This window comes from Martinezella miluonensis (genome assembly GCF_900094545.1).
GTDB lineage: Bacteria > Pseudomonadota > Alphaproteobacteria > Rhizobiales > Rhizobiaceae > Rhizobium > Rhizobium miluonense.
Window position 1 is genome coordinate 24,939 of sequence record NZ_FMAH01000007.1, and the last position, 24,735, is coordinate 49,673.

A 24,735-nucleotide genomic window follows, 5' to 3' on the forward strand; every position below is an offset into this window, starting at 1 on the left:
ACCTCAAGCGTTCCTGCGTTTGCCTTCCAGGAGATCAAGGATGGAGTTGGCGGCGTAGAGTACATTGGTGCCGGGGCCGAACACCGCGCTGACGCCGTGTTCGAGCAGGTAGTCGTAGTCCTGACGCGGGATGACTCCACCGACCACGACAATGACCTGATCGGCCCCCTTCTCCTTCAACGCTTCGACGAGCTGAGGCGCCAGCGTCTTGTGACCGGCGGCAAGCGAGGACATGCCGATCACCTGAACCTTTTCCTTGACGGCGAGATCCGCAGCTTCGTCCGGCGTCTGAAACAGTGGCCCGGCGACCACGTCGAAGCCGACATCGCCGAAGGCCGAGGCGATGACCTTGGCACCGCGGTCATGGCCATCCTGACCGAGCTTGGCGACCATGATCTTCGGCCGGCGCCCCAGCGATGCAGTCACCTCGGAGAGGCGGTTGCTGAGCGTCACGAGCTCGGGATCGCCGGCATAGGCGGCACCATAGATATCGCTGACCACTTGGGGAACGGCCGAGTGATCGCCGAAGACCGTGCGCATGGCGTCGGAAATCTCGCCCACGGTCGCACGGGCGCGGGCCGCATCAACGGCAGCTTCGAGAAGATTACCCTCGCCCGTTGCAGCAACCGTCTTCAGGCGTTCGAGAGCCTGTTCGACCGTCACGCCATCGCGACGCCTGCGGGTTTCCTCGATGCGCTTGATCTGAGCGCTGCGGACGGCGGCGTTGTCGATCGCCAAGATCTCGATCTCTTCCTCCGTCTCCAGCCGATACTTGTTGACGCCGACGATGACTTCATCGCCTCGGTCGACAGCCGCCTGCCGGCGCGTCGCCGCCTCCTCGATCAGCCGCTTCGGCAAGCCTTCGTTGACGGCCTTCGTCATGCCGCCCAGGGCCTCTACCTCCTCGATCAGCGCCCAGGCCTTGTCGGCGAGTTCCTTGGTGAGGCTTTCGACATAGTAGGAGCCGGCAAGCGGATCCACGACGTTCGTTACGCCGGTCTCATGCTGCAGGATGAGCTGAGTGTTGCGGGCGATGCGCGCGGAAAATTCCGTCGGCAAGGCGATTGCCTCGTCGAAGGAGTTGGTGTGCAGGGACTGCGTGCCTCCGAGCACGGCGGACATGGCCTCGAAGGCGGTACGGATGATGTTGTTGTAGGGGTCCTGTTCCTGCAGCGAGACACCGGACGTCTGGCAGTGCGTGCGCAGCATCAGCGATGAAGGCTTGGCCGGCTTGAATTCTTCCATGATGCGCGTCCAGAGCAGACGCGCCGCCCTCAGCTTGGCCGCCTCCATGAAGAAGTTCATGCCGATGGCGAAGAAGAAGGACAGGCGACCGGCGAAATCGTCGACATTGAGGCCCTTGGCCAGCGCCGCCCGCGCATATTCGCGGCCGTCGGCGAGCGTGAAGGCAAGCTCCTGCACCAGCGTCGCGCCGGCCTCCTGCATGTGATAGCCGGAGATGGAGATGGAGTTGAACTTCGGCATCTCCTTGGCTGTATATTCGATGATATCGGCGACGATCCGCATCGAGGGTTCGGGCGGATAGATGTAGGTATTGCGGACCATGAACTCCTTCAGAATATCGTTCTGAATGGTCCCGGAAAGTGCGGCACGCGGCACACCCTGCTCCTCGCCGGCAACGATGAAGTTTGCCAGGATCGGGATGACGGCTCCGTTCATGGTCATCGAGACGGAGACCTTCTCCAGCGGAATGCCGTCGAAGAGGATCTTCATGTCCTCGACGGAATCGATCGCCACGCCGGCCTTGCCGACATCTCCGACCACTCGCGGATGATCGCTGTCATAGCCGCGATGGGTGGCGAGATCGAAGGCGACGGAGACACCCTGCTGACCGGCGGCGAGCGCCTTGCGATAGAAGGCGTTGGAGGCCTCGGCGGTGGAAAAGCCGGCATATTGGCGGATCGTCCAGGGACGGCCGGCATACATGGTGGCGCGCGGGCCTCTCGTGAAGGGTGCAAAGCCTGGCAGCGAGGAAAGATGCGGCAGGCCTGCCGTATCCGCCTCGGTATAGAGCGGCTTGACGGCTATTCCCTCAGGCGTTTCCCAGGTGAGCGTCTCGGGCGATGCCTTGAGCTCCTTCTCGGCCAGATCAGCCCATTCCTTCAGGGATCGTTCAACCATCATTCGAACTCCAGAATTAGCTCGTCGACCGCAAGGCTATGCCCTACTTTCGCTTCGATACGTTTAACGACACCCTTACGTTCCGCCTTCAAGGCATTTTCCATCTTCATGGCCTCAACCACTGCCAAGGTTTGACCCGCTTCGACGACACTGCCTACCTCGACACTGAGCGAGGTCAGAACTCCCGGCATCGGGCATAGCAGAAGCTTGGAGGTATCCGCCGCCAGCTTAATAGGCATCAGGCGGGCAAGCTCCGCAACGCGTGGCGACCGGACACGAGCAACGATCTCCGTCCCCCGCCAGCGCAGGCGGATCGCCGACCCCACCAGATCGACCTTGACGCCCAGTATATCGGAGCCGACCGAAAAAGCGCAGTGCGTTTTGCCGGGCAGCCAGTCGCTCGCCACGCGAAGCACTTCGCCGTCCGCGAACGATACGTCCGTATCGCCTTCCATCGGCAGCATGCAAACCTCGAAACGCCACTGGCCGAAGGATACGACCCAATCCTGACCGATCCGCCGGCGATGATTGCCGATCGTTCCAGAAATATCCGCAGCGCGAGCCTGAACGATCCGGTTGATCGTCGCGGCAACGGCGGCAAGCTTGCGAGCCGACGCCTGGTCGGGCTCGACGCCGTGGAAGCCATCGGGGAACTCCTCGGCGATGTAACCCGTCGTCAGCTGACCGGAACGGAAGCGCTCCTGATTCATAACGGCGGACAGGAAGGGCAAGTTGTGTCCGATCCCTTCGACCTCGAAGTCGTCGAGAGCATCGCTCATCGCATCGATCGCTTCTTCGCGGCTGGGTGCCCAGGCGCAGAGCTTCGCGACCATGGGGTCGTAATACATCGAGATTTCGCCGCCTTCATAGACGCCGGTGTCGTTGCGCAGGATGGCGCCGTCGCTCGTTCGACCCTCGGCCGGCGGACGATACCGCGTCAATCGGCCGATCGACGGCAGGAAGTTGCGGTAGGGATCCTCGGCATAGAGGCGGCTTTCGATCGCCCAGCCATTCAGCTTCACATCGCCCTGGCCGAAGGACAGACGTTCGCCGGCCGCGACCTTGATCATTTCCTCCACCAGATCGAGCCCGGTCACGAGTTCCGTCACCGGATGCTCAACCTGCAGGCGCGTATTCATTTCGAGGAAATAGAACTTGTTCTGCTTGCCATCGACGATGAACTCCACTGTCCCGGCGGAATTGTAGCCGACGGCCTTGGCGAGCGCGACGGCCTGCTCTCCCATGGCTTTGCGGGTCGTTTCGTCGAGGAAGGGTGACGGAGCCTCCTCGATCACCTTTTGATTGCGGCGCTGGATGGAACATTCCCGCTCACCGAGATAGACGACATTGCCGTGCTTGTCGCCGAGCACCTGAATCTCGATATGGCGCGGTTCGGTGATGAACTTCTCGACGAAGATGCGGTCGTCGCCGAAGGAGCTTTTGGCCTCGTTGCGCGATGCCTGGAAGCCTTCGCGCGCCTCTTCGGCGTTGTGCGCGATGCGCATGCCTTTGCCGCCGCCGCCCGCGGATGCTTTAATCATCACCGGATAGCCGATCTCATTCGCGATCAGCACCGCTTCGTCGGCATTTTCGATCAGCCCCATATGTCCTGGCACCGTCGAGACGCCCGCGCGAGCCGCCAGCTGCTTGGAGGTGATCTTGTCGCCCATAGCCTCGATCGCACCGACAGGAGGGCCGATAAACGTCACGCCTTCACGCTCAAGCGCGGCGGCGAAATGTGCGTTCTCGGAGAGGAAACCGTAGCCAGGGTGCACCGCGTCGGCACCGCTCTGACGCACGGCATCGATAATCCGGTCGATGACGATGTAGGACTGGTTCGAGGGCGATGGGCCAATATGCACGGCTTCATCCGCCATCGAGACATGCAGGGCGTTGCGATCGGCATCGGAATAGACGGCGACTGTCGAAATGCCGAGGCGCTTGGCGGTCTTGATGACGCGGCAGGCGATTTCGCCGCGATTGGCGATCAGGATTTTCTTGATCATGGGAATGGCCTGTCAAAGAGGTATCGTGTCGTGCTTCTTCCAGCGCGCGTCCACCTGCTTGTTGCGAAGCGAGGCAAAGGCGCGCGCGATGCGGCGACGGGATGAATGCGGCATGATGACTTCGTCGATGAAGCCTCGTTCTGCTGCGACAAACGGATTGGCGAACCGCTCCTCATATTCGCGCGTGCGGGCAGCGATCTTCTCCGGATCTGCCAGATCGGCGCGGTGGAGAATTTCCGTCGCGCCCTTGGCGCCCATAACAGCGATTTCGGCGCTGGGCCATGCATAGTTCACATCCGCGCCGATATGTTTTGACGCCATCACATCATACGCGCCGCCATAGGCTTTGCGCGTGATCAGCGTCACCATCGGCACTGTGGCCTGGGAATAGGCGAACAGGAGCTTGGCACCATGCTTGATCACGCCGCCATATTCCTGTGCCGTGCCGGGAAGGAAGCCGGGCACGTCGACCAATGTCAGGATCGGAATATTGAAGGCGTCGCAGAAGCGAACGAAACGCGCAGCTTTGCGCGAGGAGTCGATGTCGAGACAGCCGGCCAGCACCATGGGCTGATTGGCAACGACACCCACTGTCTGTCCTTCCATGCGCATGAAGCCGGTGATGATGTTGCGCGCAAAGGCCGCCTGCAGCTCGAAGAAGTCGCCCTCGTCGGCAAGGGCGTGGATCAGCTCCTTCATGTCATAAGGCTTGTTGGAGCTGTCGGGAATGAGCGTGTCTAGCCGATTTTCCAACCGGGCCGGGTCGTCGTGGAATGGTCTGACCGGCGGCTTCTCGCGGTTGTTCAGCGGCAGGAAGTCGAAGAGCAACCTGATATGCTCCAGCGCCTCGATATCATCCTCGAAGGCGCCGTCGGCAACCGAGGATTTCGAGGTGTGGGTGCGCGCTCCGCCAAGCTCCTCCGCCGTGACGATCTCGTTCGTTACCGTCTTCACCACGTCGGGGCCGGTGACGAACATGTAGGAGGAATCCCGCACCATGAAGATGAAATCCGTCATGGCCGGCGAATAGACGGCACCACCTGCGCAAGGTCCCATGATGACGGAAATCTGCGGCACGACGCCGGAGGCCTCGACATTGCGCTTGAACACCTCGGCATAGCCGGCAAGCGAATCCACGCCTTCCTGAATGCGCGCGCCACCGGAATCGTTGAGGCCGATGACCGGCGCGCCGTTCCTCATGGCCATGTCCATGATCTTGCATATCTTCTGCGCGTGCGTCTCCGACAGGGAGCCACCTAGCACGGTAAAATCCTGAGAGAAGATGTAGACCTGACGGCCATTGATCGTTCCCCATCCGGTCACGACGCCGTCACCCGCGATCTTCTGCTCCGCCATGCCAAAATCGGTCGCGCGGTGAGTGACATACATGTCGTACTCTTCGAAGGAGTCTTCATCGAGAAGCACTTCGATGCGCTCGCGCGCGGTCAGCTTGCCCTTTCCGTGCTGGGCCGCAATTCTTCGCTCGCCGCCTCCCAGCCGCGCCTCGGCGCGCCGGGCTGCGAGCTGATCCAATATCGTCTGCATGATGCCTCCCTCGATATGCCGAAGTCATAGCGAGGGTCCGACCGCGAGAAAATCATTGAACGCGCAGATATGCGGACTTATAAAAATTCAAATTAACAATTGCGAAGTTGCGAAGATGGCCATCGGGAAACTCTTCATCGGCCGGAAAGTCCGGGAACTGCGTCTGGAACATGATGCAACGCAGAGCCAGTTCGCCGAACGCCTCGGCATCTCACTGAGCTATCTTAACCAGATCGAAAACAACCAACGTCCGGTATCTGCCGCCGTCCTTCTGGCCTTGGCCGACAAATATGGGCTCGACATTGCAGAGCTTTCCACCGGCGAGACCGATCGACTGATGTCGGCGCTTACCGAGGCGCTTGGCGATCCATTGTTCGAATCCTACTCGCCGACATTACAGGAGTTAAAGCTGATCGCGCAGAATGCGCCGGGTTTTGCCCGTGCGCTAGTCAGCTGTCACCAGGCTTATCGGCGCAACAGCGAGCAGCTTGCCAGCCTCGACGACAGGCTCGGCCGCGCTGCGGCACTCGAAGCGACGCCCTATGACGAAGTTCGCGACTTCTTTCACTATGTCGACAACTATGTGCAGGAACTCGACACCACGGCGGAAGCGCTCGCCCTCAAACTCGGCCTGCAGGGCGGGGATGGCCAGCCGATCCTGACAGACTATCTGGACAGTCAATTCAGCGTTCGCGTCGTGCACGGGCCATCGGCCATGAATGCGGTCCGCCGCTACGATCCGGCGGGACGGGTGCTGACCCTCAATCCGTATGCCCCGGCCGAAACCCGCACATTCCAGATGGCCGTGCAAGTCGCACAGCTCTACGCCAGCGAGGCGGTGGAAAACATCGTGCGCCAGGCAGGGTTCCGCAGCGAAGAGGCTGGCGAGGTCTGTCGCATCGGCCTGCACAACTATTTTGCCGGTGCTCTCCTCATGCCCTATCAAGGCTTCCTGAAAACCGCCCGCGACCTTAGGCACGATATCGAGCTGCTTGCCGCCCGGTTCGGGACATCCCTGGAGCAGGTCTGCCACCGGCTATCGACGCTGCAACGCCCGGGCATGAAGGGGATCCCGATCTTCTTTGCCCGCATCGACCGCGCCGGCAACATTACCAAGCGTCACAGTGCAACCAAGCTGCAATTCGCGCGCTTCGGAGCGGCCTGTCCGCTCTGGAACGCTCATCAGGCCTTCGAGACACCGGGCCGGTTCATTCGCCAGCTTGCGGAAACGCCAGACGGCGCCCGCTATCTCTGTCTTGCCACGCATGTGAGCAAGGGAGTCGGCGGGTTTCGTACGCAGCGCTCCAGTCACGCGCTGGCGCTCGGCTGCGAGATTTCCTACGCCAGCGCCTTCGTCTATGCCGACGATCTCAACGTCACCGACAAATCCGCCTTCGAACCGATCGGCATATCCTGTCGAATATGCGAGCGCAGCAATTGCGCCAGCCGCGCCGTTCCACCTTTGCGCCGAAGCATCTCCGTCGATCACAATGTCAGAGAGACGACGCCCTACCAGCTGTCGTAGGACCCGCGCCGCGCGGAAAACGGCAGGGCCTCGTTCAGCACAGCGTTCAAATCCTGACAGGCTCGCAAGGACCCGATGAGCCTCCGGCCACGAGCGGATGCGAAAGGGCTGTCATGATGCCGCGCAATTCCGCCAACCCCTTGAGGCGGCCGATCGCCGGATAGCCAGGGCGCGTCTGCCTGATGTGGTCATCGAGAATATTCTGGCCGTGATCGGGGCGGAAAGGGATCTGCCAATCTTTGCGGCCCAGCCCTTTCCGTCTGTTCTCTTCGGCAAGCGCCGCGGCGATCACCGCCACCATGTCGGTATTGCCCTCGAGATGAGCCGCCTCATGGAACGAACCGCCATGCCGGTTGTCTTCCAGCGCGACGTTGCGCAGATGCAGGAAATGGACGCGATCGCCGAGCCTTGCCATCATGCCCGGCAGGTCGTTGTCGCGCCGCGCGCCGAGCGAGCCGGTGCAAAGCGTGATGCCATTGGACGGGAGATCGACCGCTTCGACCATGGCGCGGTAGTCGGCTTCGGTCGACATGATGCGCGGCAGCCCCAGCAGCGGAAACGGCGGATCGTCCGGATGGCAGCAGAGCCGCATGCCCAGCTCCTGTGCGAGCGGTGCGACTTCGCTGAGGAAATCGATGAGATGCGCCTTCAGTCTTTCAGCAGACAAGCCATTATACTGCGCGAGATGATCCTTCACCTCGTCGATCGTCATGTGGATCGCAGCACCCGGCAGGCCGGAGACGATATTGGCAACGAGTTGCCTCTTGCGCGCATCGTCCATTTCCGAAAAGCGGCGCTGCGCTGCATCGACGACGTCAGGCTCAAGTTCTTCGCGCGCCGCCGGGCGTTGCAGCAGGAACAGGTCGAATGCAGCGAAATCCACCGCATCGAAACGCATGCAAGTCGCACCGTTTTGCAGGCGATAGGCAAGATCGGTGCGCGTCCAGTCGAGGACAGGCATGAAGTTGTAGCAAATCGTCTGCACCCCGGCATCGGCGAGGTGGCGAAGGCTCGTCTTCCAGCTGTCGATATGCGCTCGCCACGGCCCGCTCTGGCGTTTGACATCCTCGGAGACCGGCAGGCTTTCGACCACATTCCAGCTCAACCCGGAGGGACTGCCGTCGCTCATAACCGAGAGTTCGCGCTGGCGGGCGGCAATATCCTCCGGCGTCCACACCTCGCCGGGAGCGCGATGATGAAGCGCGGTGACCACGCCTTCAACTCCCGCCTGTAGCATGTCGTCAATCGATACCGGATCGGACGGGCCGAACCAACGCCAAGTCTGCCGCATCATCTGTCCCTTTCTTCAGTGCATATGCCGTTTGGTAAAGCGGGGAATCGAAATCTCGCCCAGCCTATTCCTTCATGCCGCTCGTCGCGACACCTTTGACGAAATTGCGCCGCATCGCGCCGAAGAAGATGACGCTCGAAATGAGCGACAGAGCGGCGGCGGCGCTGAGGCGGCCGAGATCGACGATGAAGCCGGTCTGGAACAGGGCCAGCCCCACCTCAAGTACGCATTTGCCACGCGCCATGTTGATGACCATGGGCCAGGCAAAGGTGGTCCAGGCCTGGAAGAAGGCAAGGACGGTCAGCGTCCCGATCGGACCGCGCATCAGCGGCAACACAATGCGAAAGAAAATCCACCATTCGCCGGCGCCATCCACACGCGCGGCTTCCAGCAATTCGTCGGGGATCGATGAGAGGGCGTATTGCCGGACAAGGAATATGCCGAAGCTCACCACGAGATAGCGGGCCAGGAGGTCGGCAGACATGCATTGAAGCTTCTTTGCGATGCGATCGAGCACCGCGACAGCCCGCAGGATATGAAGGTTGTTCTCGGCGCGCGCTTCATACTCCGCGACACCGCCGGTCCGGCTCCGGCCGAGCACAAGACCGATGGAAGCGGGGCCTGACGATCAGCCGTCGCCTTTATTTTAGAGATCGCTGATTTTCCCGCCGTCGCGGCAGCGTCGGGCGCAGGCATGTTACTGGTAGCGCGAAGCATCCGGAGCAAGCCCATGGAATGAGCCGCCTCCTCTCGCCTTACGCCCGACCAAGCCCATTCCCGGCCGAAGCGATCTTCAGCAGGCTGGAGGTTATCGCTTCGCCGTCATGCTGACCACGGCTCCAGGCGTCCTCGAACTCATCCCGGATAAGCGCATATCGAGCCGTGTCCGACAATCCGTCCGTCAGGTACGGGAATCTGCCAACCGTCTTTTCGAAGGGAAAAAGCACCCGGTTCGCCAGAATGTGAGAAAACAAGTCCGAAGATCCACCGCGTTGGCGCCACTGGAGATCAAAAGCCGATAGCACATCAGCCAATGTCAGCCCGATCGTCTCGCGGCATTGCAGAATGTTGCCGATAAGGACCTTGGGACAGTTGACCTGCTCGACAGCAGCGACGACGCCGTCCACCAGAAGATGCGGAATAACGCTGGTGTAAACACTGCCCGGCCCGAAGGCTATGAGATCTGCCCGGGCTATCGCGTCGAGAACGGCGGAGTTGGCCATCGGTCGCTCACCACTCGCGCGATCAAGGTCGAGTTTGGCGATCCCGATCCTGGCATCCTGCTCGGACATGGTCGTGATCGCGTCCTGCGGCATCACCATTCTGCCATCCGTCAACGTCGCGGACAGCACAAGATCGCTGTCGATGGAGGATGGCCAGACATTCCCATTGATGCCACACAGCTTTCTAAACACGAAAATCGCCGTGTTGACATCGCCGTTGTGGGCAAGGCATGCGCCGGTCAAAATGAAATTCCCGATACTGCCGTGTCTGAAATCGAAATCCTCGCCAACCGCGGAAGCGAATGTGTTGAGGTAGTTCAGGATCGCGCCGCGTAGCCCCGGCTCCATTCTCTCGAGCAGCGGATGACCGCCCTTGGCGTAAAACAGGAATTCGTTCCAGGCGCCCTCGAGACCGAGATTGGCCGAAAGCCGCGCATTGCAGATCTTCACGACATCGCCGGCACATCCCTCCCCATGAGCCATCGTCATCAAAGCCTGCCTGATGTCGCCGACAGAGAGAATGCCCAGCCGCTCGCGGATAATCTTGGAGCTTCCGCCGCTGTCCCAGGCAGGTACGATGCGCGTGACCTCGGCCCCGTTCCGGCACAGAGCGATGTTGATCGAACGACACGCGCTGCCGCCGGAAAACAAGACGATTCTCTTCATATCCTCTCCCGTCAATCTGGAGGGAAAGGATATAGCGCGCCGACGACCCGAAAAGATAGGACGTCGTCACGAATGCTGACACGGATGTCATAAACGCATTACTAGGCCCACCGGGCCGAGCCCACCCTATCGATCGTGAAGATGCTTCTTCAAGAACGAACGGGTTCGATCATGGGTCGGATTTTGCAAAATCTGCTGCGGCGCCCCCTCCTCCACGACGACACCGCCATCCATGAAGACGATTCGATCGGCCACTTCGCCGGCAAACCGCATCTCGTGGGTGACGATCAACATCGTCATGTGCTCCGCGGCAAGCTGCTTCATGACGGCATTAACCTCGTCGACCAGCTCAGGATCCAGTGCTGATGTCGCCTCGTCGAAGAGCATCACCTTTGGCTGCATGGCCAGCGCGCGCGCAATCGCGACACGTTGCTTCTGGCCGCCGGATAGCCGCGACGGATAGGCATCGACCTTGTCGGCCAACCCCACCTTGGACAGGAGCTCCACCGCCAGTTCGCGGGCAGCCTGCTTCGTCAGACCCTTGAGCTTGATGGGGCCGAGCGTGATGTTTTGAAGGACAGTCAGGTGCGGAAACAGATTGAAATGCTGAAACACCATGCCCATCTGCTGGCGCACGGCATTGATGTGCCGTTCAAACGCATTTCCCTTCAGCGCGCGATTGACCAGCTCGCCATCGAGCCAGACTTCTCCACCGTTCAGCACTTCCAGATGATTGATCGACCGCAAAAGCGTGCTCTTGCCCGAGCCGCTCGGGCCGATAATCGCGATGATCTGCCCGCGGGAGACGGAAAGATCGATCCCTTTGAGCACTTCGAGCGCCCCATAGGCCTTGCGGGCACCCTTGACTTCGACCATGGGCTTAGCGGCGCTCATCGTGACATCTCCACCTTGTTTTCAAGAAATTGCAGTCCGGCTTCGAGGACGAGGTTTGCCATGTAGTAAATGCCTGCAACGGTTAGATAAAATTCGAAAGGCGTATAGGTCTCGCTGATGGCGAGCTGAGCGCTATAGACGAGCTCGGCAATGCCGATGATGGAAACGAGCGAGGTATCCTTGAGCAGCACGATCAGATTGTTTCCGATCGGTGCGATCGTCTTGCGGAGCGCCTGCGGCACGATGATGTAACGCTGGGCCTGGCCACGGTTGAGGCCGATCGAGCGCGCGCCTTCCATCTGTCCGGGATCGACCGAAAGGATACCGGCGCGGAAGACATCGGCGTTGTAGACGGCGAAGTGCAGGCTGAGGCCAATAATGCCTGCTCCAACTGCCGGAATATCGATGCCGATCTGCACGAGTCCGTAATAGATCAAATACAATTGCAGCAGGAGCGGCGTCCCCATGAAAAGCCAGGTGAGGAACCGTATCGGAAAGGCCGCTATCGGCGGCGCATAGAGGACAATGAGCGCGAAGGCTATGCCGAGCGCGAGGCTCACGACACTCGAGCTGAGGAACATGACGATCGTCCACCAGAGGCCGGTCGTCAGGAGGCCGAAGTAGGGCGTGACTACGCTGAAATCGAGATTTTGCATATGGGCATCCTCACCTTGGCGCGAAATGCAGATCAAGGCGGTCAATGAAGAACCGAACCGCGTAGACCATCACGATGTAAAGCGCGGCGGATACAGCGAAGATTTCGAAGGGCTTGTAGGTCGAGCTGATGAAGCGCTGAGCGGTATAAGTGAGCTCGATAACCGATATGGTCGACACCAGGGCCGATCCCTTGATCAAGGCAACGGCATTCACGCCAAGCGGCCTGATCATCAGACGCGCCGCCTGCGGCAGGGTCACCAGCCACAGGGTCTGGCCGCGCCCAAAGCCGATCGAACGCGCAGCCTCGGCCTGTCCGCGGTCGACATTGACGATGGCGCCGCGAATGGATTCGGCCATATAGGCGCCGATGTTGAGGGCAAGGCCAATGACCCCGGCCGAATATGGCTCAAGCTCGAGCCCGATTTGCGGGCCGCCGAAATAAAGGACGAACAGCTGTACGAGGCAAGGCGTGCCCCGAAACACGCTGACATAGGCTCGGGAAAGACATCGGGCGACGAAGAAACCCGACAACCGGCCCGCCACCAGGACGACTGCGATGCAGAAGCCAAGCAGAATCGCAAGGACGGAAATACTCAATGTCACCCACGCGGCCTCCAGAAAAAATGGGAGGACGCGCTGCATTAGCGCCAAATCCATAGAAACGCTCCGAAAAGTCATAGTGAATGGGCCGGAGACTTAGCCGGCCCATACCGAAATGCCAGTTAGCGAATATCGCTACCGATCCATTTCATCGAGATCTTTTCATAAGCGCCGTCAGCGAGCATGTCCTCGAGAACCTTCTGCATCTTTGCCCTGAGTTCCGGATTGTTCTTCCGGATCGCAATGCCGAGAGCGACACGTCCGCCTTCGATATTCGGGGTATCGAGAATGCGAATCTTCTGTCCGGTTTCCTTGACGGCTACCATGACCGGAACGCTATCCATCACGAGAGCGTTGATGCGTCCGGCCTCGAGATCGACGAGCATTTCGGGAAGGCCCTTGTAGGAGCGCACCGTCAGATTGCCCTGGGCTCTTGCCCATTTCTCATGCGCGTCTCCGAGCGTCACGCCCACGGTCTTGCCATTGAGGTCTTCGAGCTTCTGGATCGAGGAATCCGCCTTCACCACGATCGCCCTGCCGGCATGATAATAAGGGCCGACGAAATCGACGGCCTTTTCGCGCTCCGGCGTGATGGTCATCGACGCGACAACGGCATCGTACTTCTTCGCCAGGAGGCCGGCGATGATCCCATCGAAGGGCGTCGTGATGATTTTGGTCTTGAGGCCCATACGCTCGGCGATGGCTTCACCGATCGAGGCGTCGAAGCCGACGACCTGGTTCTGATCGTTCGTGAAGCTGAAGGGCGGATATTGGCCGCTCATGGCAACGCGCAACTCGCCGGAGTCCTTGAGGCTCGTCAGCTCGTCGGCGTGAGCATGGGATAGGGAAAATGTCGCGGCAATCGCAACGGTCGCGGCAGCTATCAGCTTCGTAAGCTTTTGTTTAAACACGTCAGGTTTCCTCTGTTGGTATTTTGTTTGGTTTTGTCGGTTTCCCAGCAACCTTCACCGAACAGAGTTTTGCATAGCCATTTCGGCCAAGCACCAAGCAAGGTGTCAGCGTACCTGACACATTGCCGGAATCGGCCGGCATTATGTCGCCAGGCGCCTTTCGCAATGCCATCGGCCACCGAATGAAGAAAAGGGCGAGATGGCCGATGCATTGCGCTGGCTTCGATGAGCAAAGCGGGTAGGCCGGAACGGCAAGTGCCACACCCCTCGCTGAAACCGCTCAAAAGCAAAAGGCCGCACTCCCGACCATTGCTGGAACGGGAATACGGCCTTCCAAGTCGGCCTGCCTGCGCTCCAGGAACTACCTGAGAGCTGCTTCGAAGCTCGCGTTCAGAACATCGAGCAGGTGATCGGCATTTGCCCGGCTGAAGATCATGGGCGGGCGCATTTTCAGGACGTTGTCGTGCGGTCCTTCGGTTCCCATCAGGATGCCGCGCGCTCGGGCGCCATCGTTGATCTTTCTGGCAAGAGCCGTTGCCGGCGCCTTCGTCTTGCGGTCGGTGACCAGCTCGATCCCGAGGAAGAGACCGAGACCGCGAACATCGCCGATGATGTCGAACCGATCCTGCATCTTGCGGAAACCGTCGAGGAGATAATTGCCGACATTCAGGGCATTGTCCCGCAACTTGTCTCGCTCGATCGCATGGAGGACTGCCAGTCCCACGGCGCAGGAAACCGGATTGCCGGCGAAGGTGTTGAAATATTCCATGCCGTTGTTGAAGCTGTCTGCGACCTCGCGTGTTGTGACGATCGCCGACATCGGATGGCCATTGCCGATGGGCTTGCCCATGGAAACGATGTCCGGAACCACGCCCTGGGTCTCGAAAGCCCACCAGTGACTGCCGACGCGACCGAAGCCGACCTGCACTTCGTCGGCAAGGCAGAGGCCGCCTGCCGCCCGCACCATGGCATAGACTTCCTTCAAATATCCATCCGGGAAGAACACTTGGCCGGCAACGCTCGGGATCGATTCTGCCAGGAAGAACGCGGGAGCCCGCCCCTTTCTGCGCATGCTTTCAATCTGTTCGGCAACACTTTCGGCAAAGCGCTCGCCATGCTCGGCCACGGGCCACTCTTCCGAGGCATGATAGCTATCCGGAATAACGGCCTCATAGACATGCTCGGGACGGCCTTTGCCGCCCTTGCGCTTGTACTTGTAGGGACTGAGGTCGATTAGCTCCTGCGTCGTGCCGTGATAGGCCCAATCAACGACGATCGCGTCGTTGCGTCCGGTGTGGTTGCGCGCCATACGAAGCATCAGGCTGTTCGCCTCGCTTCCCGAGCACGCGAAAGAGGCAACCGACAACCCTTCAGGCAAAGTTGCGGTCAGACGATCGGCATACTCGACAATATTGTCGTGCAAATAGCGCGTGTTGGTGTTGAGCAGCCCGGCCTGGCGCGAAAGCGCTTCGACGACGTCGGGATGCACGTGTCCGAGATGGCAGACATTGTTGAAGCAATCCAGATAGGCCCTGCCGTAATTGTCAATCAGCCAGGTGCCTTCGCCGCGAACGAACTTGATCGGCTCGGAATAGGAAATCGAAAGATTGGGCAGCAGCAGCTCTTTGCGCTTGGCCACCAGCTCTTCCCTCGTTCGGCCATCCTGACCAAATGTTTCGGGCGGGATACCGGCGAGCGTCGACGCGTCGGGGAAGAGTTCGGCCCAGACATCGAGATAGGCAGTTTCCCCAACGCCGAGAATGTCGGTCGCCGTCAGCTGGACGTCGGTCGAGATCTGGAAATGCAGATGAGGAGTCCAGCCACCGTTTTCATGGATATCGCCCATGTAACCTACGAGCGCGCGGGCTTCCAGGCGCTGGCCGGGCTTCAGCCGGGTGAGAGCCTCGTGCGCCATATGGCCCCAGAGGGTCACGAAAGGAGGGCAGCCTTCGGGGGCATGCTCCAGTGCGATAAGCCCGCCATAGCCGAGCGGCTCATGTTCGATCTCGACACTTTTCACGATCCCGGCCAGCGGCGTGTAGAGCGGCGTTCCGGCGGCCATGAAGAGATCGACGCCGAGATGATGGATGCGCCGCCGGCCCTCGATGAAACGTGATTCAAAGGCCTTATCGGTGTAGACGGTTCTTTTCTCGCCCCACGAGCCCACGCCGAGTTCGATCTTGTGTTGTTCGGAGAAATCCGTCCACCATTTGGTCGCCTCCTGCGGACGCTGTTCGGCCGAGGCAACGGTCATGACATGCGACGCGTCGCCGTAAGGGACGATCGCCTTGCTCATCGTGGCGGCCGCAGGACGGACGACATCGGCAAAGCTCTTGCGGTTGTCGGAAATCCAGCGGCGGACCGCGCCGGCACCATCAACTGCATCGAAGCCGCACGCCTTGCGCAGAATGGCCGTAGCAAATCGCGGGTTCATGGCATCCATCTTTTCGAGCAGACGCCAAGCCGGCGCCTCGCTGATCGCAAGATATGGATTGTCATCCGTCTGATCGTGGCGGGAAGCGGAGAAGGTGACGCTCGTCACCAGGCGCATGGCGATGAGGTCGAACAGAATGTCGATCTCTTCAGTCTGCAGAGGATATTTTTCGTGGAAGCCGGAGGCCAGGGCCGCCGCCGCGCCGATCGGATCCTCCATATCCAGGATCGAATAGGCGCAGGCGATGGCGACTTCGGCGATCAGGACGGTGTGGACGGCATCGCCGAAATCGATGAGACCGGAAATTCTTTGATTGTCCTGCTCATCAACCAGAACATTCCAGTCGTTGGCGTCATTGTGAATGACCTGCGCCCGCAGCCCCGAGAGCTTGGGTTCAACGAGAGTTTCGAAGCGCTCAATGAAGCGCTCGAGGATCACCCGCTTCTCCGCGTCGCGGACGAAATGCAGCCGTGAACGCGCCCGCACCGCATGACGCAGATCCCAATCCAGCTCGCGCAGCGCACCGGGATGAATGAAGCCTTGCAGCGCCCGATCGAGTTCGCCGAGCGCTCGGCCGAGGCTGCGCATCAGATCGAGCGTTCTGCCGACCTCCGCAAGCGGCGTGCCCGCCAGCCAGCCGACAAGCCGCAAGGCATGCGTCTCTCCATTGGCAGCGACCGTGGACGCCAGAAAATCGCCCGAGAGGCTCGGCTTCAGATGCGGAACCACAAGTTCCGAATTGGCGCGGGCAAGGTGATGCAGAAGAGCGGTTTGGAATTCGCTTTCGATCTTCGGCTCGCTGGAATTGACGATCTTCAGGATCCAGCCGGCATCGGTTTCCATCTTCAGTCGGTAGTTGCGGTCCCGCTCGCTATCGAGCGGGGAGGCCTTGGCCGTGACGCCAAATATTTCCTTGGCGAGCTTCTCGGCATCGCCTGCGGACAGTTGAGGAGCCGGATGGGAGAGATCTGTCATAGTTGTTGTTTTTCCAAGCTATTTTTCTTTCCGACAGCTTGGCACGCAATCGGTTTTCAGGCATCAAGTTTCCTGCCGGATCGAGCAAGTATCCTGTCGGATCGAACCGGCACTCTGTCGGAATGGACCGGCAGACGTTCGGCCTCAAAGTGAGAAGACCATGCGTGACCTTGACGCCAAAGATCGCGAAATACTCGAAATCCTGTCAAAGGAAGCACGCATCGCGGTGAAGGCACTGGCCGGCAGGATCGGCCTGTCGAGGAGTGCGACAAGCGAACGGGTCACCAATCTCGAGCGCAGCGGTGTGATCCGGGGCTATCGCGCCGACATCGGCGAGATCGACGCCAATGTCATCCGGGCGATCCTACTCGTCAGCCTCAAGCGCACGCCGGCGCTCGGCCTACTCGACCTGCTTGCGCGTCATACCGAGGTACGCCGCGTGTCATCCGTGAGCGGTCAGCTCGACCTCGTTGTCGAACTGGAGGCAGCATCCATCAACGACCTCAACCAGGTTCGCGACCTGATCGCCAGCCATGAGACGGTGGAGGACATCACGACTGCCGTGGTGCTGCGACGCGACATCGACCGCGAGCCACGATAGTCCGAATATTCTCAGCTGCTGTTTGCCAGAGCAAGACCGGCGCAGTTCCCGATGGCTTCAACACGCCGCATGTGATCTCCGGCGAGCTGGATGCGCCATGCCGAGCGAGCTCAGCACTATGGCTTTGCTTTAAGATGGTCGGTGGGCAGCGCCGTCGTATATTTGATCTGGCTGAGCGCGAAGCTGGAGCGGATATTGGCAACACCCGGAATGCGGGTGAGGAAATCGACCACGAGCGCCTGAAACTTCATGAGGTCCTCGACCACCACCCGCAGCATGTAGTCTGCTTCCCCCGTCATCAGGTAGCATTCGACGATTTCCGGTTTGGTCTTGATGGCGGCGTTGAACACGTCGAGCGATTCCCGGTCCTGCTGCTTTAGCGATACCTGCACGAAGACGTTGACCGCCAGCCCCAGGGATTGCGCATCGACCAGCGCCACCGACCCTTTGATGACGCCGCTCTCCTTCAGATCGTTGACACGTCGCCAGCAGGGCGAGGCCGAAAGGCCTGTCGCTTCCGCCAGTTCGGAAATGCTCATTTCGGCATTCTGCTGCAACAGATCGAGGATTCGAATAGTGGCCGTATCGAGGGAAGGTTTTGGCGTAGGCATATTTGACCGAGAATTGATGATTTTTCGAAAGAGGATTTTGCATTTTCTCTAAATCCGGTCAACTGAGACCAATTTAACCTCGAATTCGGGTGTAGCATTTCAAAAGGTCTGAGATGTGGGAGAGAGTCGACGATGGGTGGAGCGTCCTTGATGCCAGCAAAGCTGGAATGCCTGAAGGATTTGGAGCGGCAGGCTCTGTGGCACGCATGCTGGATGATCCACAATGCCAATCATCTGCGCGAAAAAGGAGAGGTGAAGGTCGGGGGACATCAGGCTTCTTCGGCATCGCTCATCTCGATCATGACGGCCCTCTACTTCCACGTATTGCGGCCGGAGGATCGCGTCGCCGTCAAGCCGCACGCCTCGCCCGTTTTCCACGGCATCCAGTATCTGATGGGCAACCAGACGCAGGAGAAGCTGCAGAATTTCCGCGGCTTCGGCGGCGCGCAATCCTATCCGAGCCGCACGAAGGACATCGACGACGTCGACTTCTCCACCGGCTCCGTCGGCCTCGGTGTCGCAATCACCGCTTTTGCCTCGATCGTGCAGGATTATATCGCCGCCAAGTCGTGGTCGAAGGGGCGCCCGGCGGGCCGGATGATCGCTCTGGTCGGCGATGCCGAATTGGACGAGGGAAACATCTACGAATGCCTGCAGGAAGGCTGGAAACACGATCTGCGCAATACATGGTGGGTGATCGATTATAACCGCCAGAGCCTGGATGGTGTGGTGCGCGAGGGATTGTGGCAGCGCATCGAAGGCATTTTCACCGCCTTCGGCTGGGATGTGAAGGTGCTGAAATATGGCGCGCTTCAGCAGGCTGCCTTCAAGGAACCCGGCGGCGAGGCGCTGCGTGGCTGGATCGACCGCTGCCCGAACCAGCTCTATTCCGCGCTGACCTTCCAGGGCGGCAGCGCCTGGCGCAAGCGGCTCAGTGACGAAATCGGCACGGAAGCGGGCGTTGCCGAACTTCTCGCAGTTCGCAGTGACGAGCAGCTTTCCGACCTTATGAACAATCTCGGCGGCCATTGCGTCGAGACGCTAACCCGCACCTTCGAGAGCATCGACCATGACCGGCCGACGGTGTTCCTGGCCTATACGATCAAGGGCTGGGGCACGCCGCTTGCCGGCCACAAGGACAACCATGCCGGCTTGATGACCAAGGCGCAGATGGAAGCCTTCCAGACCCGCATCGGGGTCAAGCCTGGGGAAGAATGGGAAAAATTCGGCGCGATCCGCTCGCCCGAGCCGGTGCGCAACTTCCTCAAGACCGTCCCCTTCTTCTCCGACGGCAAGCGGCGCTTCAGCGCGCCCAAGCTGCCCTCTGCCGGGCCGATCTTCCTCGACGATCGCGAATTGTCGACGCAGGCCGGCTTCGGCAAGATTCTTGACGCACTTGCGCAGCGCAACGACGCGCTTTCCGCACGTATCGTCACCACGGCGCCCGACGTCACCGTCTCGACCAATCTCGGCCCCTGGGTCAATCGTCGCGGCCTCTTCGCCCGTGAACAGCTGGCCGATACGTTCCGCGACGAGCGCGTGCCGTCGACGCAGAAATGGGAATTCGGACCGGCCGGCCAGCATATCGAGCTCGGCATTGCCGAGATGAACCTCTTCTTGCTGCTCGGGGCCGCAGGCCTCTCGCATTCGCTGTTTGGCGAACAGCTGCTGCCGATCGGCACCGTCTACGACCCCTTCGTGGCACGCGGTCTAGATGCGCTGAACTATGCCTGCTATCAGGACGCACGCTTCATGATCGTCGGCACACCTTCCGGCGTGACGCTGGCGCCCGAAGGCGGTGCACACCAGTCGATCGGGTCGCAGCTCATCGGCATGAGCCAGGACGGATTGGCAAGCTTCGAACCAGCCTATCTCGACGAGCTGTCCGTCATTATGGATTGGGCGTTCGACTACATGCAGCGCGATGGCGATGCGACGCACGACCCCCGCACCTGGCTTCGGGACGAAACCGGCGGCTCCATCTATCTGCGCCTGACGACGAGGCCGCTGGAGCAGATAGCGCTGCGCCGCGAGGACGCCGCCTTCCGGCAGGGTGTGATCGACGGAGCCTATTGGTTGCGCAAGCCTTCCGCCCGCACTCGCATCGTCCTTGCCTATCAAGGCTGCATCGCGCCGGAAGTGCTAATGGCGGCGGGAAGCATGGCAGAAGCATACGGCGATGTGGCGGTACTGGCAGTCACGTCGACCGATCGGCTGAATGCCGGCTGGACGGCTGCGCAGCGAGCGCGTCGCCACGGCCATTTTGGTGCTCATAGCCATATCGAAGCGCTGCTCGGCAGCGTTTCCCGTGCCGCCAGCCTGATCACCGTTACGGATGGCCATCCGGCAACGCTTGGCTGGCTCGGCTCGGTGCATGGTCATAGAACCGTGTCGCTCGGCGTCGAGCACTTCGGGCAGACCGGAACGATCGCCGATCTCTATGCCCATTTCGGTATCGACACTCACGCCATCGTCGAAACGGCCGAAGCTCTGACACGCAGCGAAACCGCCATACCGTTAGGGGTGAGCGCGGCCTAACGCCGTGCAAGACCGTGAGAGCGAAGCGCTCCAGAAGAAACGGGGGGACCGATCAAAAGGCAGGATCTGGCGATAGGTTCGGCACCTGACCGATCCCCTCGGCAGATCGCCAGGCTCTTGCACGTCACGACGTTCAATCAGCCGACCATCGCGGATCGCATCCCTATACGACGCCGACGCGCGATCAGAAGCTTGAAACTCTCTTTGCCTTAAGCTTCGTTCTCGCAACGGTCACATAAAAGTAGTTCTTGAGCTCGGACAGACAGGCCTTCACCTTGCCTTCGACCACATTGCGATCCCCTTTGGTCACTTCCGCTTCGCCATTGTGATATCGCATCAATGCATCAATGTTTTGATCGCAATCGGTCATTTGCTTCTGCAAACCGTCGGCCTGGCGCTCGGCATCGAGCGGCCATCTGTTCAGCGCACCGCTGGCAACTATCATCATAAAGGCGCCAGTCGCGACTAGCTTCAGAATGCCACTCATCATGCCTCGCTAGAATCCCCGGCGCGCAACTGCCAGAGATTGTATTCCAGGCATAACCGGAAATGCAACCAATCACACAACGACAATCATGGATTGTCCTTGACGACCGCCTTTTCAGGGCATCCGCGATCGAACCGCCTCATCGACAAGAGCATGACCATTGTCGTATGGCGAGAAGTCCGAAAGCCCTTCGCCGCGGCGTACCCGTCATAGATCGGAACCGGCGAACGCGACTGTATTTCTGCCGCTTGCTTTCGCCGCGTAGAGATTTCTGTCCGCCGCGCCAAGGCAGCTTTCGGCGTCGAAGCCTGCTACGCAATAGACCGCGCCGATGCTTGCGGAAACACGCACGATCGCGCCCGAAGGAGCGCGGACGTCCAAACGCGCGATGGCGAGCCTGATCTCCTCGCAGCGTTTAAACATGTCTTCGGCAGCCATATCCCCGAAGAAGAGCACGAACTCCTCGCCTCCCAATCGGCCAGCTATGTCGCTGCGACCGCAATGGGCGTTCAACACCTGCCCGGCTTTCCGCAAGACTTCATCACCGGTAGCATGTCCATATCGGTCGTTGATCGACTTGAAATGATCGAGGTCGAGAAACAGCAGCCCTCCGGACATGCCCATTTTACTGGCGCCGGTCAGCTCTCTTTGAAAAGTCTGGCGGTTGAGAACGTTTGTCAGCCCATCCGGCCGTGATTGCAGCCGCAGCTCTTCATAAGCCCTGGCAAGCTCCATGACTGCGCTCGAAGCGATAGACTCGGCCCGCTGCAGCTTCTCCGAATGACGAAAATGAACGGCCGAAGCCGGGATGGCGATTGCCAGCGGACAAAGAATAGCCATCGCCAAGCCGGCGCCATCGACCTGGCCGCCGAGAAGCGGAACGACACTAAAGCAGATTGCCAAGGAGGCCATAAGAGACAGGAGGCCGGTCAAAACGGCCTTGAAGAGGACAATACGCATAGCAAGACCGGCGGATCGTTGGCACCGGGGTCCATTAGCGATGATTTCCTTAAGATCCTCTACACGAATACGTAAAAACCCATTTATCCGTATCGGAGCCATGCGCTCCCCGGCTGGGCGGGCTTGTTATCGACATCAGGCGGGTATGCGCGACGGAGCGTCTAGCGGAAAGCGATCTCTGGCTGCATTATTGTACACAATAAAACACGATTGCACTTCTTTTTCACGCCCTTTGGTTACCGCATCCAGCGCGTACGGCACAGAATTGCCTTATAAATCCAATCTCGCCGAGAATATTGGACCGAACCTCAAACGTGATGTTGTTATGGATTCACTTTCATTGTAGACAATCATTGTGTGCAAACTGGAGCCATGCGGAGGAGCGTGGAATTGCACAAACTTAAAAAATGGGAGGAATCTTATGAAACGTGGGATCTTATGGGCGGGTGTCGCATGTGCGCTCACCACCCTTGGCGCGCTGGCGCCGACTGTTTCCCGGGCAGATACGCTCGACACGGTCAGACAGCGCGGCAAACTGGTATGCGGCGTATCGCTGGCCAATCCGGGCTTTGCAGCGCCGAACGACAAGGGGCGGATGGAAGGGTTTGATGCCGATATCTGCCGCGCCGTTGCCGCTGCAGTGTTTGGCGATGGTGAAAAAGTCGATTTCGTTCCCACCAACATCAACACTCGTTTCCAGGCCCTGCAATCCGGCGAGATCGACATCCTGTCCCGTCAGACGACGCTGACTTATTCTCGTGACGCCTCGCTCGGTCTCGATTTCGGTCCTTATGTCTTCTTTGACGGTCAGGGCCTGATGGTTCCGAAGTCGCTGGGGATCAACAGCGCCAGGGAACTGAAGGACGCGGCCATCTGCACCCTGCCGGGAACGACCACCGCTCAGAACCTCAGCGATTTCTTCGCGGCCCAGGGCGCCAAGTTCGAAATGGTCGTCTTCGAGAGCCCCGACGAAAATCGCGCGGCCTTCTTCGGCGGCCGTTGCGAAGCCATTTCCTCCGACCGCTCTGACCTGGCCTCGATCCGTGCGGTTGCCAACAATCCGGACGATTACGTCATTCTTCCCGAAACGATTTCGAAGGAGCCGCTCGCTCCGGCGGTTCGGCAGAACGATTCAAACTGGCGAGACATCGTATCCTGGTCTGAATGGATGGTGATGGCGGCTGAGGAAAAGGGCATCACTCAGGCCAACGTCGACGAAAAGTTGAAAACCAGCGACCAGGAAATCCAGCGTATGCTCGGGGCAACGGACGAACTCGGGCCGATGCTCAAGCTGGACAAGAAGTGGGGCTACAACATCATCAAGTCGGTCGGCAATTACGGTGAAATCTTCAATCGTAATCTTGGCGAAAAAACCCGGCTCGGCCTGACGCGTGGTCCGAATGTGCCGTGGAATGCCGGGGGTCTGCTCTATGCCCCGCCCTTCCGTTAAGGAAGCCCGTCCCGTGCTCGTATTTCGAACACGGGACATCCTCTGCTCTCAAATTTGACCGGAAAAGCGCATGGCTTTGTTTCATGACGTGCGGTATCGCGCGCTATTCTATCAGTGCCTGGTCGTCGTGCTTGTTGCCGCACTCGCCTGGTCGATGTTTACGACAGCCGGTCACAATCTGGCAAAACAGGATATCGCGACGGGTTTCGGTTATCTCTCGAGACAAGCAGGCTTCGTGATCAGCGAAGCGGCGATCGCTTATGAGCCAACCGATACCGTTGCGCGCGCACTGCTGGTCGGGATTGCGAATACGGTGAAAGTATCGCTGTTATCGGCAATCCTCGGTACCCTGCTCGGGCTGCTGGTCGGCATCGGCCGAATGTCGCGCAACCCTTTGCTGCAGCGGCTGATGCTCGTCTATATCGAGGTCCTGCGCAACGTCCCTTTGCTGCTGTATCTTCTATTCTGGTATGCCCTGGTCATCAACGTTCTGCCGCCCGTACGCGCAGCGTTGGAAATTGCGCCGCACATATATCTTTCCAACAGCGGGCTTGCCATTCCCGGCATGTCTTTCGTCGGCGGTTCTGCCGCTCCATTGGCCGCAATAGCCATCGGCTTGATGATAGCTTTCATCGTTTATCGCATTGCGTTGCGTCGGCGTCTTGCTCGCGGTCGATCGAATTATGGCGGGATAATTGCACTTGCAGCCGCTATTGCCCCGCTTTTTCTGGTCTGGCTTCTATATGGCATCAGCCTGAGCTGGGATATCCCACAGCAAGGTCGTTTCCGCTTGAGCGGCGGCCTTCAGATCCGGCCGGAATTCGTAGCACTTCTTTTCGGTCTTGCGCTGAACGTGTCGGCAAACGTAGCCGAGATCGTGCGTGCCGGCATTCAAGCCATCAGCAGGGGGCAATGGGAAGCCTCCATGGCGCTGGGTCTCTCACGCGGCCACGCGCTGCGCTTGATCATCCTGCCCCAGGCGCTACGCATCATGATCCCACCGCTGACGAACATTTATCTGACGGTCTTCAAGAACAGCTCGCTTGCGATCGCTATCGGCTACCCCGATCTCGTCATGGTGTCGAACACAATCATGAACCAAACGGGGCAGGCCATGGAAACCATAGCGCTGTTCATGGCGGTCTATCTCGGCCTTTCCATCACCATTTCGCTCTTCATGAACTGGTACAATACCCGCATCGCGTTGAAGGATCGCTGA

20 protein-coding genes are annotated in these 24,735 nt (G+C 59.7%); 6 read left to right on the forward strand and 14 right to left on the reverse strand.

All coding sequences use genetic code 11. The features are described from left to right. Nucleotides 1–3: 3 nt before the first annotated feature. Genes scpA through GA0061102_RS09015 form a run of 3 tightly spaced genes read right to left on the reverse strand, consistent with a single transcriptional unit; the run spans nt 4 to nt 5,693 of the window. The gene (gene scpA / locus GA0061102_RS09005; protein ID WP_167667945.1) at nt 4–2,142 is read right to left on the reverse strand and encodes a methylmalonyl-CoA mutase; all 2,139 of its coding nucleotides are present in this window, start codon (nt 2,140–2,142) and stop codon (nt 4–6) included. Further along, entirely contained in the window at nt 2,142–4,148 is a 2,007-nt protein-coding gene (locus GA0061102_RS09010) for an acetyl-CoA carboxylase biotin carboxylase subunit (RefSeq protein WP_092846073.1), read from the reverse strand. Before GA0061102_RS09010 ends, scpA begins: the two co-directional genes overlap by 1 nt. A gap of 12 nt (nt 4,149–4,160) precedes the next feature. Beyond that, nucleotides 4,161–5,693 (reverse strand): acyl-CoA carboxylase subunit beta, encoded by a 1,533-nt coding sequence (locus tag GA0061102_RS09015; RefSeq protein WP_092846075.1) that lies wholly within the window; start codon nt 5,691–5,693, stop codon nt 4,161–4,163. Between the two features lie 115 nt (nt 5,694–5,808). Between GA0061102_RS09015 and GA0061102_RS09020 the strand changes: the two genes are divergently transcribed. Further along, nucleotides 5,809–7,218, forward strand: a complete 1,410-nt coding sequence (locus GA0061102_RS09020; RefSeq protein ID WP_092846077.1) for a helix-turn-helix domain-containing protein — start codon at nt 5,809–5,811, stop codon at nt 7,216–7,218. Between the two features lie 46 nt (nt 7,219–7,264). On the opposite strand, the gene uxuA is transcribed toward GA0061102_RS09020, so the two are convergent. Continuing rightward, complete coding sequence (gene uxuA, locus GA0061102_RS09025) at nt 7,265–8,509, reverse strand: mannonate dehydratase (protein ID WP_092846288.1); 1,245 nt, start codon at nt 8,507–8,509, stop codon at nt 7,265–7,267. A 64-nt stretch (nt 8,510–8,573) separates the two neighbouring features. Continuing rightward, nucleotides 8,574–8,993, reverse strand: coding sequence for an ABC transporter permease subunit (locus GA0061102_RS09030; RefSeq protein WP_092846290.1), 420 nt, complete (start codon nt 8,991–8,993; stop codon nt 8,574–8,576). 3 nt (nt 8,994–8,996) lie between these two features. Here GA0061102_RS09030 and GA0061102_RS32905 point away from each other — a divergent pair, with 3 nt between their 5' ends. Next, complete coding sequence (locus tag GA0061102_RS32905; RefSeq protein WP_159432149.1) at nt 8,997–9,134, forward strand: hypothetical protein; 138 nt, start codon at nt 8,997–8,999, stop codon at nt 9,132–9,134. Nucleotides 9,135–9,264: 130 nt separating this feature from the next. Here the strand turns inward: GA0061102_RS32905 and GA0061102_RS09035 are convergent, their stop codons facing one another. The 6 genes from GA0061102_RS09035 to GA0061102_RS09060 all read right to left on the reverse strand — a co-directional run bounded on the left by GA0061102_RS09035 (nt 9,265) and on the right by GA0061102_RS09060 (nt 16,869). Next, the gene (locus tag GA0061102_RS09035; protein WP_092846079.1) at nt 9,265–10,398 is read right to left on the reverse strand and encodes a gluconeogenesis factor YvcK family protein; all 1,134 of its coding nucleotides are present in this window, start codon (nt 10,396–10,398) and stop codon (nt 9,265–9,267) included. 126 nt (nt 10,399–10,524) lie between these two features. After that, complete coding sequence (locus GA0061102_RS09040; protein WP_092846081.1) at nt 10,525–11,292, reverse strand: amino acid ABC transporter ATP-binding protein; 768 nt, start codon at nt 11,290–11,292, stop codon at nt 10,525–10,527. Beyond that, nucleotides 11,289–11,948, reverse strand: a complete 660-nt coding sequence (locus tag GA0061102_RS09045) for an amino acid ABC transporter permease (RefSeq protein ID WP_092846083.1) — start codon at nt 11,946–11,948, stop codon at nt 11,289–11,291. The genes GA0061102_RS09040 and GA0061102_RS09045 overlap by 4 nt, the downstream gene beginning before the upstream one ends. A 10-nt stretch (nt 11,949–11,958) precedes the next feature. Further along, on the reverse strand, nt 11,959–12,606 hold the full coding sequence (locus GA0061102_RS09050; protein ID WP_092846085.1) for an amino acid ABC transporter permease: 648 nt from the start codon (nt 12,604–12,606) through the stop codon (nt 11,959–11,961). 65 nt (nt 12,607–12,671) lie between these two features. Beyond that, entirely contained in the window at nt 12,672–13,460 is a 789-nt protein-coding gene (locus tag GA0061102_RS09055; RefSeq protein ID WP_092846087.1) for an ABC transporter substrate-binding protein, read from the reverse strand. A gap of 361 nt (nt 13,461–13,821) precedes the next feature. After that, entirely contained in the window at nt 13,822–16,869 is a 3,048-nt protein-coding gene (locus GA0061102_RS09060) for an aminotransferase class III-fold pyridoxal phosphate-dependent enzyme (RefSeq protein WP_092846089.1), read from the reverse strand. 160 nt (nt 16,870–17,029) lie between these two features. Between GA0061102_RS09060 and GA0061102_RS09065 the strand changes: the two genes are divergently transcribed. Next, nucleotides 17,030–17,470: an Lrp/AsnC family transcriptional regulator gene (locus GA0061102_RS09065; protein WP_092846091.1), complete on the forward strand. Its 441-nt coding sequence runs from the start codon at nt 17,030–17,032 to the stop codon at nt 17,468–17,470. A 116-nt stretch (nt 17,471–17,586) separates the two neighbouring features. Here GA0061102_RS09065 and GA0061102_RS09070 read toward each other — a convergent pair whose 3' ends face one another. After that, entirely contained in the window at nt 17,587–18,081 is a 495-nt protein-coding gene (locus GA0061102_RS09070) for an Lrp/AsnC family transcriptional regulator (protein ID WP_092846093.1), read from the reverse strand. A gap of 150 nt (nt 18,082–18,231) precedes the next feature. Between GA0061102_RS09070 and GA0061102_RS09075 the strand changes: the two genes are divergently transcribed. Continuing rightward, a complete protein-coding gene (locus GA0061102_RS09075; RefSeq protein WP_092846095.1) occupies nt 18,232–20,619 on the forward strand; it encodes a transketolase-like TK C-terminal-containing protein in 2,388 nt (795 codons plus the stop codon). A gap of 184 nt (nt 20,620–20,803) precedes the next feature. On the opposite strand, the gene GA0061102_RS09080 is transcribed toward GA0061102_RS09075, so the two are convergent. Further along, complete coding sequence (locus GA0061102_RS09080; RefSeq protein WP_092846097.1) at nt 20,804–21,109, reverse strand: hypothetical protein; 306 nt, start codon at nt 21,107–21,109, stop codon at nt 20,804–20,806. A gap of 204 nt (nt 21,110–21,313) precedes the next feature. Next, nucleotides 21,314–22,066, reverse strand: a complete 753-nt coding sequence (locus tag GA0061102_RS09085) for a GGDEF domain-containing protein (protein ID WP_092846099.1) — start codon at nt 22,064–22,066, stop codon at nt 21,314–21,316. Nucleotides 22,067–22,487: 421 nt separating this feature from the next. Here GA0061102_RS09085 and GA0061102_RS09090 point away from each other — a divergent pair, with 421 nt between their 5' ends. Then, nucleotides 22,488–23,516 (forward strand): amino acid ABC transporter substrate-binding protein, encoded by a 1,029-nt coding sequence (locus GA0061102_RS09090; RefSeq protein WP_092846101.1) that lies wholly within the window; start codon nt 22,488–22,490, stop codon nt 23,514–23,516. A 70-nt stretch (nt 23,517–23,586) separates the two neighbouring features. After that, on the forward strand, nt 23,587–24,735 hold the full coding sequence (locus GA0061102_RS09095) for an amino acid ABC transporter permease (protein WP_092846103.1): 1,149 nt from the start codon (nt 23,587–23,589) through the stop codon (nt 24,733–24,735).

Excerpts from the sequence above, each read along its gene's own strand:
- GA0061102_RS09030 (WP_092846290.1), bottom strand. The coding sequence starts at position 8,993 with ATGTCTGCCGACCTCCTGGCCCGCTATCTCGTGGTGAGCTTCGGCATA.
- GA0061102_RS09070 (WP_092846093.1), bottom strand. The coding sequence starts at position 18,081 with ATGCCTACGCCAAAACCTTCCCTCGATACGGCCACTATTCGAATCCTC.
- GA0061102_RS09035 (WP_092846079.1), bottom strand. The coding sequence starts at position 10,398 with ATGAAGAGAATCGTCTTGTTTTCCGGCGGCAGCGCGTGTCGTTCGATC.
- GA0061102_RS09065 (WP_092846091.1), top strand. The coding sequence starts at position 17,030 with ATGCGTGACCTTGACGCCAAAGATCGCGAAATACTCGAAATCCTGTCA.
- GA0061102_RS09045 (WP_092846083.1), bottom strand. The coding sequence starts at position 11,948 with ATGCAAAATCTCGATTTCAGCGTAGTCACGCCCTACTTCGGCCTCCTG.
- GA0061102_RS09050 (WP_092846085.1), bottom strand. The coding sequence starts at position 12,606 with ATGGATTTGGCGCTAATGCAGCGCGTCCTCCCATTTTTTCTGGAGGCC.
- GA0061102_RS09090 (WP_092846101.1), top strand. The coding sequence starts at position 22,488 with ATGAAACGTGGGATCTTATGGGCGGGTGTCGCATGTGCGCTCACCACC.
- GA0061102_RS09080 (WP_092846097.1), bottom strand. The coding sequence starts at position 21,109 with ATGATGAGTGGCATTCTGAAGCTAGTCGCGACTGGCGCCTTTATGATG.
- uxuA (WP_092846288.1), bottom strand. The coding sequence starts at position 8,509 with ATGCGGCAGACTTGGCGTTGGTTCGGCCCGTCCGATCCGGTATCGATT.
- GA0061102_RS09010 (WP_092846073.1), bottom strand. The coding sequence starts at position 4,148 with ATGATCAAGAAAATCCTGATCGCCAATCGCGGCGAAATCGCCTGCCGC.
- GA0061102_RS09020 (WP_092846077.1), top strand. The coding sequence starts at position 5,809 with ATGGCCATCGGGAAACTCTTCATCGGCCGGAAAGTCCGGGAACTGCGT.
- GA0061102_RS09085 (WP_092846099.1), bottom strand. The coding sequence starts at position 22,066 with ATGCGTATTGTCCTCTTCAAGGCCGTTTTGACCGGCCTCCTGTCTCTT.
- GA0061102_RS09060 (WP_092846089.1), bottom strand. The coding sequence starts at position 16,869 with ATGACAGATCTCTCCCATCCGGCTCCTCAACTGTCCGCAGGCGATGCC.
- GA0061102_RS09095 (WP_092846103.1), top strand. The coding sequence starts at position 23,587 with ATGGCTTTGTTTCATGACGTGCGGTATCGCGCGCTATTCTATCAGTGC.
- GA0061102_RS09015 (WP_092846075.1), bottom strand. The coding sequence starts at position 5,693 with ATGCAGACGATATTGGATCAGCTCGCAGCCCGGCGCGCCGAGGCGCGG.
- scpA (WP_167667945.1), bottom strand. The coding sequence starts at position 2,142 with ATGGTTGAACGATCCCTGAAGGAATGGGCTGATCTGGCCGAGAAGGAG.
- GA0061102_RS09075 (WP_092846095.1), top strand. The coding sequence starts at position 18,232 with ATGCCAGCAAAGCTGGAATGCCTGAAGGATTTGGAGCGGCAGGCTCTG.
- GA0061102_RS09040 (WP_092846081.1), bottom strand. The coding sequence starts at position 11,292 with ATGAGCGCCGCTAAGCCCATGGTCGAAGTCAAGGGTGCCCGCAAGGCC.